This window comes from Novosphingobium sp. G106 (assembly GCF_019075875.1).
Taxonomy (GTDB): domain Bacteria; phylum Pseudomonadota; class Alphaproteobacteria; order Sphingomonadales; family Sphingomonadaceae; genus Novosphingobium.
This window is the reverse complement of sequence record NZ_JAHOOZ010000001.1, coordinates 2,042,572-2,054,806: the sequence shown is the minus strand read 5'-3', so window position 1 is coordinate 2,054,806 and position 12,235 is coordinate 2,042,572. Positions and strand designations below refer to the sequence as shown.

10 protein-coding genes are annotated in these 12,235 nt (G+C 63.9%); 4 read left to right on the top strand and 6 right to left on the bottom strand.

What is annotated here, in order from left to right; translation table 11 throughout:
* The first annotated feature begins 24 nt into the window (after positions 1-24).
* The 4 genes from KRR38_RS09790 to KRR38_RS09775 all read left to right on the top strand — a co-directional run bounded on the left by KRR38_RS09790 (position 25) and on the right by KRR38_RS09775 (position 5,175).
* Positions 25-624 (top strand): TetR/AcrR family transcriptional regulator, encoded by a 600-nt coding sequence (locus KRR38_RS09790; protein WP_217400983.1) that lies wholly within the window; start codon positions 25-27, stop codon positions 622-624.
* A 262-nt stretch (positions 625-886) separates the two neighbouring features.
* Positions 887-2,005 carry a CaiB/BaiF CoA-transferase family protein gene (locus tag KRR38_RS09785; RefSeq protein ID WP_217400981.1) on the top strand — a complete coding sequence of 373 codons (1,119 nt, stop codon included), beginning with the start codon at positions 887-889 and terminating at the stop codon, positions 2,003-2,005.
* 96 nt (positions 2,006-2,101) lie between these two features.
* Positions 2,102-3,778, top strand: coding sequence for an NAD(P)/FAD-dependent oxidoreductase (locus KRR38_RS09780; protein ID WP_217400979.1), 1,677 nt, complete (start codon positions 2,102-2,104; stop codon positions 3,776-3,778).
* A gap of 566 nt (positions 3,779-4,344) precedes the next feature.
* Complete coding sequence (locus KRR38_RS09775; RefSeq protein WP_217400977.1) at positions 4,345-5,175, top strand: hypothetical protein; 831 nt, start codon at positions 4,345-4,347, stop codon at positions 5,173-5,175.
* 17 nt (positions 5,176-5,192) lie between these two features.
* On the opposite strand, the gene KRR38_RS09770 is transcribed toward KRR38_RS09775, so the two are convergent.
* From KRR38_RS09770 to KRR38_RS09745, 6 genes are all read right to left on the bottom strand, one after another.
* A complete protein-coding gene (locus KRR38_RS09770; RefSeq protein ID WP_309141009.1) occupies positions 5,193-6,266 on the bottom strand; it encodes a glycosyltransferase in 1,074 nt (357 codons plus the stop codon).
* A 107-nt stretch (positions 6,267-6,373) separates the two neighbouring features.
* Complete coding sequence (locus KRR38_RS09765; RefSeq protein ID WP_217400975.1) at positions 6,374-6,883, bottom strand: DUF2141 domain-containing protein; 510 nt, start codon at positions 6,881-6,883, stop codon at positions 6,374-6,376.
* On the bottom strand, positions 6,880-7,842 hold the full coding sequence (locus tag KRR38_RS09760; RefSeq protein WP_217400973.1) for a hypothetical protein: 963 nt from the start codon (positions 7,840-7,842) through the stop codon (positions 6,880-6,882). Before KRR38_RS09760 ends, KRR38_RS09765 begins: the two co-directional genes overlap by 4 nt.
* On the bottom strand, positions 7,839-9,020 hold the full coding sequence (locus KRR38_RS09755) for a glycosyltransferase (protein WP_217400971.1): 1,182 nt from the start codon (positions 9,018-9,020) through the stop codon (positions 7,839-7,841). Before KRR38_RS09755 ends, KRR38_RS09760 begins: the two co-directional genes overlap by 4 nt.
* Entirely contained in the window at positions 9,008-9,820 is an 813-nt protein-coding gene (locus KRR38_RS09750) for a polysaccharide deacetylase family protein (protein WP_254514726.1), read from the bottom strand. The genes KRR38_RS09755 and KRR38_RS09750 overlap by 13 nt, the downstream gene beginning before the upstream one ends.
* A gap of 107 nt (positions 9,821-9,927) precedes the next feature.
* Complete coding sequence (locus KRR38_RS09745; RefSeq protein ID WP_375293456.1) at positions 9,928-12,234, bottom strand: TonB-dependent receptor domain-containing protein; 2,307 nt, start codon at positions 12,232-12,234, stop codon at positions 9,928-9,930.
* Between the last annotated feature and the right edge of the window lies 1 nt (position 12,235).

The following is a 12,235-nucleotide window of genomic DNA, read 5'->3' as shown; positions in this document are numbered from 1 at the left end:
CAGAGCAGTCCGGCTTCCAAGCGCATGACGCAGGCCGAACGGACCGCGCTGTCCGACGCGCGAATGCTCGAAGCGGCGAAGGAACTGATTGCCGAACACGGTACACACAACACCACACTGCGCGAAGTCGGGGAGAGGGCGGGTTACAGTCGCGGGCTGGCCAGCAATCGCTTCGGCTCCAAGGAAGGCCTGTTCAGCCAACTGGTGCGCGACTTCAATCGTCGTTGGGCCGAGGAACTGCGGCACGCCGTCGGTAGCAGCACCGGGCTGCCTGCGTTCAGCGCGGCGCTCGATGCGGTCGAGTATTTCCTGCTCAACCGCTCGCACGAGATGAAGGCGCTCTACATTCTCTGGTTCGAATCGATGTCGAGCCACGATGAGGTGCGTCAGCGTCTTGCGCGCAATCACACCGCATACCGCCGCGATGCCGAACGCTGGGTGCGCGAAGGTATCAGCGAGGGGACGATCCGGGGCACGATCGATCCCCAGTGCTTTGCAGTGGAGTTCGCCTCTTTGATCTTCGGGCTGATCTATCAGTGGCTGGTCGATCCCGAACGCATCGACGTGCATGCGGTGTTCCAGCATTACCGCCGAAATGCGCTCGATACCCTGTCGGTAAAATAAGCAAAATCAAGCAATTGCGGTGACGGTAAATATATTTGCTAGACGTAAGCAAATAAGTTAAAACTCGCTCAGCGAGTCTTGGGCGGCGTCTTCGAAGCAGGATGGGCCAGGCAACTGAGGAGAGCGAAATGGACGTCGGCCTGTCGACGGCATGGGGTGATCGATGCGACCGGCCAATCGGCAGGGGCGCCTTGGCCTATGCAACCACGCGCGCCCGCCGCGGTTTCGCATGACTGGTGAGGATCGCGTCGAAGGCGGTTTGATGCGTCCTCCGCTCGAAGGTGTGCGCGTAATCGAACTGGCCGGGATCGGCCCTGCGCCATTCTGTGGAATGATGCTCGCCGACCATGGTGCGGAGGTGATCCGGATCGATCGGCCCGGGGGCAGCGACCCGCTGGGGCAGGACCAGGGGCGCGACGTCCTCCTGCGTTCGCGACGATCGATCACGCTCGACCTCAAGCAACCGGAAAGCGTCGAAATCGTCGCGAAGCTCGTCGAAACCGCCGACGGCCTGATTGAAGGCTTCCGGCCCGGTGTCGCCGAACGGCTGGGCCTGGGGCCGGACATGCTGATGATGCGTAATCCAGGCCTGGTCTACGCGCGGATGACCGGCTGGGGCCAGCACGGGCCGCTTTCGGACAAGGCCGGGCATGATCTGAACTATATCTCGCTCAGCGGTTGCCTCGCGGCGATCGGTCCCGAAGGACAGCCGCCGGCGCCGCCGCTGAACCTGATCGGCGACTATGGCGGCGGCGGCATGATGCTGGCTTTCGGGTTCGTCACGGCTCTGCTCGCGGCGCGGCAAAGCGGCCGAGGCCGGATCATTGACTGCAGCATGGCCGACGGCGCCACGGTGATGATGGCGGGGATGTGGTCGCTGAAGCACAACGGCATGTGGGATAGGCCGCGAGGGCAAAACCTGCTCGACGGCGGCGCGCCGTTCTACGCCTGCTATGCCTGTGCTGACGGAACCTTCATCGCGATCGGTGCCATCGAAGCCAAGTTCTTTTCCCGCCTGATCGAGGCGCTCGAACTCGCCGATGACCCGGCGTTTGCCGATCAGTACGACCCGTCAAAGTGGCTCGTGATGAAGGCCCGTCTGGCCGGGATCTTCGCTTCTGCCTCGCGAGAGGCCTGGACCGCCAGGTTGCAGGACCGCGACTGCTGTTACAGCGAAGTTCTGACGATGGACGAGGCAATCGCTCACGATCACAACAAGGCGCGGGGCAGCTACGCCGATGACAGTGGCTACATCCAGCCTTCTCCCGCGCCACGCTTCGCAGACACAGAGTCGGTCAGGCCGATCATGTGGCGACGCGATTCCGACCGCGAGGCGATCCTGCGAGAGATCGGAATCGATACCGAGATCAAACCGCGCTGACGGCGTCCGGCCTGGTTTGGCTCGGATTGAAGATACGGACTGAAAAGCGACGGTCCCAACGAAGGCACCGTCCGGGTTGTTTTGGGAGCACGACAGATGACCACTACGAACGCTTCGACCGATGAGGCCCTTTCGTTGCAGAAGGGAGCAGCGGCAGAGGTAGACTTCGACGTAATCGGCATCGGCGCCGGTTTCGCGGGTCTCGCCCTGATCCACTACGTGCGCGAACTGGGGCTTTCGGTTCGCATCTTCGACAGGGCCTCGGACATCGGCGGAACCTGGACGTGGAACCGCTATCCCGGTGCTGCCACGGACAGCGAGAGCTACTACTACTGCCTCGCCTTCTCGAAGGAGCTGCTGCAGGAATGGTCCTGGACAAAGCGCTATCCGGGCTGGGAGGAGACGCACCGCTATTTCCACTTCATCGCCGACAAGTGCCAGATGCGGCCGCATATCCAGCTCGATACAGAGATCGTCGAAGCGCGGTACCTCGACGGCCAGGGGCGCTGGCAGATCACCACGCGCAGTGGTGAGACCTATACCTGCAAATACTTCGTCAGCGGCATGGGCATGATTTCGGAGCCGATGATCCCGAAGATCGAAGGCATGGATAGCTTCCGCGGCCCGCTATTCCACTCGTCCCGCTGGCCGCAGGAAGGGCTCGACTATGCGGGCAAGCGGATCGGCATCATCGGCGCTGGCGCGACCACGGTACAGATGTTGCCCGTCGTTGCGGAGACCGCCGGCAGCGTGACGGTGTTCCAGCGCACGCCGAACTACGTCCTGCCGGCCATGCAGAAGCCGATGACCCCGGAATGGGAAAAGGAGATCAAGGCCGACTACGACGCGGTCATAGCGAAATGTCGCAACCACGTGTTCGGCATGGCCTTCGACAGTCCGGTCGGTCGCAACGCCGTCGATACGCCTCACGAGGAACGCCAGCGGATCTTCGAGGAAAACTGGACCGGCAGCTTCCGCTGGGTCTTCGAAACCTTCGACGACCTGCTGACCAGCCCCGAGGCTAACCGGATGGCGTCGGAATTCATCGTCGCGAAGATGAAGGAACGCGTGGACGATCCCGAGATCGCGAAGCTGCTCTCGCCCAGTTTCGACGACTATCCCTTGTTCGCCAAGCGCCCCCCGCTCGACCACGGCTACTTCGAAGCGTTCAACCGCGACAATGTGCGTCTCGTCGACATCAAGGACCGCGAGCCACTGGTCGAAATCACGGAAACCGGTATCCGCACGACCCGCGAACACTATGAGTTCGACATCATCGTCCTGGCGACAGGGTTCAAGGCCTATACTGGCGCGCTCGAAGCCTTTCCGATCCGCGGCAGCAGCGGCAAGACTCTGGCCGAAACATGGAAAACGGTGTCCGAGAGCATCATGGGTGTCTGCGTGGCCAATTTCCCCAACATGTTCATCGTCACCGGGCCGCAGGCGCCATTTGCCAACCTGCCGACCTCGATCGAGCAGAATGTGATCTGGATCAGCCGCTGCATCGCGAAAATGGAACGCGAAGGCTTCGACGTCTTCAAGCCGAGGCTCGAGGCGCAGCGGGAGTGGACGGCGCACACTGCTGATATCCACGGACAGACGCTGATGGCCGAGGGCGGCAAGGTCCATTCCTGGATGATGGGCGCCAACCGGCAGGACAAGCCGCCGCGCGTGCTGATCTATTTCGGCGGTGCCAACAATTACTACGACAGGCTCGATCAATCCGCCGACCAAGGGTTCCCCGAACTGGAATTTGAGAAGCTCTCGGGTTGAGACGCGCCCACCGAGGACGCTGCTGAACTGCATAAGGACCTGCACTCATGCGCAACAAAACCGCTGGGCTCTAATCCCTGCTGGTGGAAAGCAGGAGGTCACGTGCATTTCAGGTCGCTTGACTATGCCTCGCTGCGTGATCCTCATGAGCTCGCTTTCGTGAGCTACGGGATCGACCTTGGCCGGCTTGTCGCTGGCCTTGCGCGCCGCGCCGCCACAGGCGGCGAACGCGAGAACGAGCGAGGCGCACAGAATTCTCACGGTCGGTCGCATGACTACCCTTCGGACGTTCGTCCGTCGGATAGCCGGCGAAACCTTCGCAGCGGATCGCGGAATTTATACAAGATGCGAAGGTCGCCTAAGCGAACTCGCTCTCAGGGCCTCCCTTCGTTGGCGAACTATTGGCGAGCGAACTGCGGCTACAGCGTTCGGTGTCGTCATCGAAACGGACGGCGTCGAAATGAGCTCGGCCCCGCCGCGATCGAGACGGTGCTACCGGAGCGAACATGAACTGCCTAATTGATGCCATACATAGCCATGGCGCCAGATCCGCTCACAGGATGGCGGTGGACACGGTAGTCGATTTGCCCGTCGACTATCATTTGTTCTCGGAGCTGGTCCGAACTTTTGCGGGAGAACTTGCATCGCAATTCAGCCGGAGTCGCCCGGTTGCGGTGCAAATCGGAAATGGCCTTGCCCGGTCGATCCTCGACCTCGCTCTCGTCAAGGCAGAGGTCTCCCAATTGATCATGCCGACCACATTGAGCGCCAGCGATACGGCCGCCGCCGTTGCCTGGAACGGAGCGCACGCAGCCTATCTGAATTCGCCGATCAAGATTCAGCTCCGCAATTCGCTGCCGATCGCCCCGTTGCAAGGGCATCTGCGGCTCCTGTGTGTCCCGAGCAGGGGGGGCAAGTTCAAGCAGGTCAGTCTATCCGTGGACCTGCTTGTCGAAATCGCGGCTACGCTGGTGCACTCCTGCCCGCGGCAGGATTTCGACCGCCATCTCGCTTTGTTGCCAGCTTGGTCCGTCGTGGAAACGGCTGCGGGTTTCTATGCGACGATTATCGCCGGCGGTACCTACGTCGTTCCTCCGCCCCATCGCATAGGTCTCGAAAATCCCCAGCGTCCGGATTTCGTGCGTCTGGCACGGGCACTGGGCGAGCTTCGGATCACCTCGCTCGTGATCGATCGCGGGCAACTTGCGGGACTGGTTTCGGTGATCGAGGCATGTGGCAGCCGGTTGCCGCTGCTCAAGCGTGTGATGGTAGATGGGAGGGGCCTTCCCAGTGCCCTCGTCGAGCGCTGCCGCGCTGCCGGCTTGCAGGTCACCACGCTCGCGCAATCCGCCTCGTTCGCTGCGCCCGTGATCGGTCTCTCCATGGCACAGGGCTAGTGTCGTTCGGAGTCGGCTCAGGCTACGCTGGCGGGCGAACGCATTGCATTGGCATAGACCTCGAACAGGCGTGCGAAATGGGTGTCCATGCTTCCTACTGTCGCGGCCGATGCAGTCGCACGGCGTCTCTGAAGCTTCGGGTCCGAACCCATGAAGCGGCCGATCGCTTCTGCCAGGCTCGATGACGAGCAGGCCTGGTAGATTTCGCCCTGGCCGCGAACGAACTGGTCGCTGGCGCCGCCTTCGTCCGGGACGATGAGAGGTAGTCCGCTGGCTTTTGCTTCGGCGGCGACCATGCAGAATGTTTCGGCCTCGCAGCCGTGAACCAGCGCGTCGGCGCTTGCGAGCACGGTGGCGAGCTCGCCCCGGTCGGTGATGGGCGCGTGCAGCTGGACATGGGGATTGTTGGCTGCGGCCCGGATGACCCGCGCCCGTTCGCGTCCGTTGCCAAACAGTACCAGTCCCAGCGGATGGCTATAGCCCGCGGCCGCTACGGCCTCGATCACCATCGGCCAACGCTTTTCCGGAGCAAGCCGGCCCAGGCCGATCAGCAACGTCGCATCGCTGTCCAGACCGCATCGAGCGAGCAGTCGGGCTCTCAGCCGCTCGTCGCGCAGTGCCGGCGTGAAAATGCCCGGCGTTACGCCCATGGGAAGCGTCTGAACCTTGCGCATTCCGCCTGCCGCCAGCCGGCCGGTCAGGCTTGCGCCGGCGCTGACGACGATGTCGAACTGCTGGTCGAGACGGCGCAAGTGGCGCCAGAAGAATTCGAACCCGCGGTCGATGTTCCCGCGCGATGCGATACCGCCGAACCAGCGATAGGCATAGGCTGACAGAGGATCCGCATGCATGACCAGCGAGCGAAGCGCGCGGCCGCGCCAGCGAGCGACCATGGCCGGGCTGCCCCAGGGAGAGGACACCTCGACGACATCGGGGTCGAGCCGGTCGAGCAGCGCGTGCAGCGCCGGTTCGTCATTGAAATAGCGGTAGCGGCGATCGACGGGCAGCGTCGGTCCGGGTATCGTCATGATCCGGCCTGCGGCGGAATGGCGTATCGTCGTTTCACCCTGGCCCGGCGCGACGATGATCACTTCCTCGCAGCCTGGCCGTGCAGCCTCCAGTTTGCGTTCGACATAAGTTTTTTACACCGCCGCCCGCGGGGGTGTAAAAGGCGCAGATATCTACGATACGCAAGCGGTCATTTCCCGATCGGTCCGAAGGAAAAGAGTCCCCGGCGGTAGTTCATGACGACCCGCGCCGGGGTCGGCGAAGGACCGACGCGAATGCTTGCCGCTGCGGCTTTCGGTTTCGACCAGCCCAGCTTCGGATTGCCTCCGAAGCCGATGCCGTCGATCGACAGGCTGAAGCGGCGATTGCCGTCGCGGTCGTGCAACACGGCAAGCGCGTAGGTTCCGGGGGAGGGCGCGCGAATGCAAAGCTCGACGGGGCCAGCGGTCGGAACCGGCGCTTCGACCCGTCGGAACGTCTTTCCCGCTGCTACCAGCAGATTGTCGTCCTGCAGGAAGTCGGTGTCGTTCGCCGGATAGAGTTCCAGCCTGATCCGGCCACGCCGATCCTTCAGCCCGTCGATTTCCACGAGCAGGGCGGGGCCCTGCTCGCCGCGCCGGCAGCGCCCTTCGGCAGTACCCAGCTCGGGAGTCGAGGGCAGGTAGGCACCGAGCAGCAGGGGAGCCATGACGGCGATCATGCCCCACGGTCTGCGCGCAGCAGCTCGGCGGCGCCGACATAGGCTCCGACAAGAAGATGCGCGCCCACGATCAGGGAAGAGAACAGGGCGATGGCGGATGCGATCTGCACGTCCGATCCGACGAGGAATGAAGCCAGCCCGGCAAAGACGACGTCCTTGTTTGGCAGGAAGGGCAGGCGCGAGAGAAGCTGGCGCAGCGTACCGAGCAGCAGCCACCAGGTCAGCGCCACGGAGGGAAGCAGCAGGTGCCAGGCGGTGGCTGCGAGCATCATCATGGTGACGATCCTCGCCGAGTGGACAAGCGTTACGAAGATCAGGTCGCGCCTAGGCAGGGTGAACAGCCGCTTGCGCAGCAGCAGCATCGCCGCGGACAGGACCAGCACGAAGACCGTCGAGCCGATGAAGGCAGTGCTGTTGATTCCGAGATGGAGCGCGCCGAACAGCGGCGCCGCAACCGCTACCATCAACAGGGTGAACAGATTGCCGGTCAGCGCGCTTAGGATCGTGACGTCCTTGATCGCGCCGAAGGGGGCCGTGGTGATCTGGGCATGGCGGCGTGCCCAGGCGTAGAAATAGACTTCGCCCAGGTATCCCAGCAGGATTTCGTTGCTGACAAGCTTGCGCAGGAGCGCGGTGAAGCCGCCGACCGGAAGCGACCAGAGCCGCCGGAATATGACCCATTCCGAAAACGGGCCGGCGAAATAGTAGGCGGCGAAGACGATCCAGAATGGCGGGCTGAAAGGCAGCAGCTCCAGCAGGTGCCGGAAGTCGAGCTGGCGAAGCTGATAGATGACGGCGAGGAGGATCAGCACCGAGACGGCGGGGCCGATCCACCGTATCCGGCTTCCGCCGATCTCTACGAGCGGCTTGGGGTCGATCATCCGAGGAATGCCCGCGCCCCGCTCGGGGTGGTCGAAAACCGGCGGCGCAGGACTGTCGATCATGGCGTGAAGGGTCATGCGCAATGTTCTCTTACGGGCGTGCCTGGGGTCGCGGCTGGTCTGAACTCTGCGCTACCGGCAGGGCGTGGCAGAAGCCGGCGCATTTCCTGCAGATAGGCTTCGCCCGCGTGGTCGATCGTGAAACGGCGCGCTTGAGCGAGGCTGAGCGCATCGTCCGGTTGCGCCGGCGATGCATTCGCGATCGCGTCGGCGAAGGCACGCTCGTCGCCGACAGCGACGAGTTCTCCGAGTACGCCATGGAGGAGGAGGCCGGCCATGCTGCGGCAGCAATCGGTCGCGACGATCGGCACGCGCGCGGCCAAGGCCTCGAGGACCGCCGCGGGCACGCCCTCGTAGTCGGAGGAAAGCAGGCAGACGTCGAATTCCGGCAAGAGCGCCGAAGGGTCTGCCACGTAGCCGCGGAATTCGACGCGTCGGTCGAGATCGAGATCTGCTGCGAGCTTCGCCAGTCGCGCGCGCTCCGGTCCATCGCCGATGATCGTGAGCGTATCGTTTTCCGCCGCCCCGCGGTGGAAGGCCCGGAGCATCAGCGCGAAGTTCTTCTGGGGAACGAGGCGTCCTACCGAGACGAAGCGGCGACCGGCTTCTGAGGGCCTCGGCAGGCGCGGCTCGGTTCTGAGCCGTTCGATCAGATGCAGCGACAGGGCCGGATCGGGAATTGTCGCGACGCGTTCAGCCGGCAGCCGCAAGGCCTCGCAGATTTCCGCTTCCATCGCCTCTTCCAGTCCGACCGCGAGATCGAGGTAGCGGCCCTGCATCCGCAACCAGAAGCGATAGGCTCCGCGCTGCCACCACGTCATGTCGCGGCGGTCGAAACCGTTGCTGACTTTAGCCAGCATCGGCGGGCAATCGCGCCCGAGCAGCAGCTTGAGCGCGACCGCGACGACCGTGTAGCTGTTTCCGGGACAGAACAGGATGTCGGGACGCAGCCGCCGCACGGCGCGGGGCAAAGTCAAGATCATCCAGAGCGTTTCCCAACTCGCAGTCCGCAAGGGCGGCGAAGGCGGCGTGAAGAAATCGAGGCCGGCGCCGACGTCGCGGTGCATGTCGCCTTCCACCCGACCGACGAACAAGGGGGCATCGACGCCGATTTCGCGCCAGCGCCGGACGAGGCGCAGCGCAATGCGTTCGACGCCGCCCAGTTCGAAACTATGCACGAAGGTCAGCACGCGCATGCGGTCTGCCTGTTCGCCAGGAGATCGCCGTATCGGGCGATGCGGTGCGACCTGCTGAGCTGCGCGACCGTACGATCGATGCTCGCCAGGATCGCCGGAACGGCAGCGTCGCCTGGATGAACGCCGATGCGCGCAACCTCCATGCGCTGCAGCAGCGGCGGCAGCAGGCGTGCCGCGACGAGCGAAGATGCGATGCGGCCGCGGCTACGGCTCGCCCAGGTCAGCACGGGGCTTTCGGCGAGGACCTCGCCGGTGGTCGGTGCCCAGACTTTCCAGTGATCCTCCGCCATCTTGAAGTCGCATTCGGCGAGGGCATCGAGCGCCCCGCGGCCATAGAGCCACGCCGGGGCGACGAAGCCGGCAACGCTGCGGCCCGTGATGTCTTCCAGCAAAGCCTTGCCGCTAAGCATGAGTGCCTGGGCGCTGGCACGGTCGAGGCCCAGGAATTCACCTTCGCCCGCGGTCATGTGCCGCGCCTTGAACTGCGCTGCTCGGCTGCGATGCTGGATCGAATCCCGATGAAACCAGCCGTGAACAAAGATCTCGGTTCCGCGATCGGCCCAGCCGCGCAACCGCGCGGCGAAGGGCGTCTTCGCCCGGATCGGCGCTTCGCCCCAGTGATCGGGCACGACCAGAAGCGCCGCTTTGTCGGCCTGGCCATGCCTGCCGAGACGATCGAGCAGAAGGTCGACGGCGCTTTCCGACCGCGGGCCGACGTCGTGGACCGCGAGCAGAAGCAATTTCCGCGGCGAACGCGCCGGCGTTCCGTTCCACGCTGGTCTTTGGCTGCGAAAACTCAATCGGGCCTCCCGAACCACCGAATGACGGCAAGGCTGGGCGGCACCTCAGTTCCGGTGCACAAATTTTCTTCGAGATAATCTTCGGCGACTGAGGTCCAGCGCCGCAGCTACCAGGATCTCGCTATCGACAGCGTCAAGGTCCGCGGGCGTAACGGCGTGTACTGCTGCGAGTTCATGATCGAGAACTGGTTGCCGAAGGCAAAGGTGTCGCCCTGGATGTCGAACAGGTTGTCCAGCCTGACGCTCAGCCGCAAGCGATCGCGCGCGATGGTCGCGCTAGCCGAAACTGGCAGGTAATTTCCCATCTGGCGGTCGAGATCCGGATCGAAGGTCAATCGGGCCTTGCCGACGTAGTTGGCCTGCATCCCGATGTCCGCCTTCCATGGCCCGACACCGAAGCCATATCGAACGGCGAGGCGTGCCGTCAGGTCGGGGACCACCGGCAGGCGGCGATCGTCGATCGCGATCTTGTTCTCGGTGCTAAGGAGCAGAGCGTCGGTGTAGGTTGCGCCGAAAGTCACCTGCAGGCCCTTCGCAGGCTTCCATTCGAGGCTGCCCTCGATGCCGAGAATGCGTCCGTGTCCCGCATTGCGCGTCGAGATCAGCCCGTTGGCCAGCAGATAGTCGGACTGGATGTGATACCAATCGGTGTAGAAGAGGCTCGCGTTCGCGGTGAAACGGTCTGCGGCCGCGTACCGCAGGCCGAGATCGATGGTGGAGAGGTGATCTGCCTCGAAGCGTCTTGCGCCCGGCTGGTCCGCGGGTGCGAGGCCGCCGGGACGAAGCGCGCGGGCGTAGCGCAAGTAGACGAGCGTCTGCCGATTGGGCGTCCAGGCAAGTGAAAGGCTTGGAGAGAGGATCGTCTTGGTGACCCGGTCCGAGGATAGGCCGTGTTGCTCCGAGGTTTCGTCTTCGGCAATCGAACGAAACAACCGGGCGCCCGCCGTCGCGCTCAGCCGATCGAACAGCGGAATGGTGCCTTCGCCGAAGACGGAAAATTCGGTGGTGTAGCGATCCAGCGCCTCGACCGTCAGGCGGTCCGTAGCGGTTTCGATCGTGCCGATCGTATGGCTGTGCGCGTGCAGGTAGGAGACGCCGATGAGCCATAGCGAGGAAGCGGCGGGTGTCAGGCGCAATTCGTGATTGATGATCGTATACTTGCTGTCGCTATCGAAGCGCGAGGCGCCCGAAAGGCCGAAGTCCGCGGAGGAGTCCGTGGAGTCGAGCGTGTAGCTGACTTCGTGGTTCACATAGCTCGACGTCGCGAGCAGCTTGAGGGCGCCGACCGGACCTTGCAGGGTTGCTGAGAGCGACTTGAAATCGTTGTCCGTCGGCTCGGGAATTCGAACATTGGTCCGGGCCGTCTCTTCGGGAGCCATGACGTACTGGCTGTCCTTCGAATTGATGTCCTGCAGCGCGCCGGCCACATCGAGCGTCCATTCGGGTGCCGGTTGCCAGCGCAGGGCGAGCCGAAGGCCGTCGGTTGCCGTGCCGTTGGCGTTGCGGTTGCGGCCGATGTTGTCGATCCAGCCACCCGCGCGCACCGAATAGGCGACACCGCGCAGCCCGAGCCTGTCGGTCACCACCGGCAGATTGAAGGTAACTTCGCCGCCCCAGCCCAGATCGCCGTGGTCGACGGCCTCGCCGATCGCCCGGATTTCGCCGGCGGGAGCGGACAGGTCGGGTTTGCGCGTGACCATGTGATATATGCCGCCGAGCGCACCCGATCCGTAAAGCGGACCCTGCGGCCCCTTGAGCACTTCTATCCGCTCCATGTCGACCAGACGCAGATCGGGGTCGGGAGCATCGAAAGTGATGCGCGCTTCGTCGAGCTGGACGGCGACTGTCGACTGGCTGGGGCCGTTGAAAGCGCTATCGGCGACACCGCGGATGAACTGGCGATTGCGTCCGGGGCCAAGATTGGTGAGCGTCAGGCCGTCGACCTCGTAGGTTACCTCGCGGCTGCCCATCGCGAGCCCGTCGCTCGTGCCCTGCGTCAATGGCACAACCGAAATGGACATGGGGACATCGTTGAGGCGTTGTTGCCGCTTGTGCCCGGTGACGATGATGTCCTGGGCAGGCGGCTGGACGGCTGTGGCCGTCCGTGCAGGCGGCGGAGGCGAGGAAGGGTGGGAGGATGCTCGCCGGGAGACCGGCTCGCGTTCGATGCGGAAGGCGCTCCAACCAGCTCGCCGCGCTTGCCATCCGCTGCCGGCGAGAAGCTTGCCGACCGCCTGCGAAATGCTCATCGAGCCGCGTAGCGCGGGCACTCGGAACGACGGGAGGTCACCAGGCCAGCCGATCGAGATGCCGCTCGTCTGGGAAATTTTCTCGAGCGATGCTCTGACCGGCCCGGCCGGTATGTCGAAGCGATACTCGGTTTCGCGCGCATAGGCTGCCGATGGCGAAACCAGT

Coding starts and splice junctions, on each gene's coding strand:
- KRR38_RS09790 (WP_217400983.1), top strand. CDS start 25: ATGACGCAGGCCGAACGGACCGCGCTGTCCGACGCGCGAATGCTCGAA.
- KRR38_RS09785 (WP_217400981.1), top strand. CDS start 887: ATGCGTCCTCCGCTCGAAGGTGTGCGCGTAATCGAACTGGCCGGGATC.
- KRR38_RS09780 (WP_217400979.1), top strand. CDS start 2,102: ATGACCACTACGAACGCTTCGACCGATGAGGCCCTTTCGTTGCAGAAG.
- KRR38_RS09765 (WP_217400975.1), bottom strand. CDS start 6,883: ATGATCGCCGTCATGGCTCCCCTGCTGCTCGGTGCCTACCTGCCCTCG.
- KRR38_RS09760 (WP_217400973.1), bottom strand. CDS start 7,842: ATGACCCTTCACGCCATGATCGACAGTCCTGCGCCGCCGGTTTTCGAC.
- KRR38_RS09755 (WP_217400971.1), bottom strand. CDS start 9,020: ATGCGCGTGCTGACCTTCGTGCATAGTTTCGAACTGGGCGGCGTCGAA.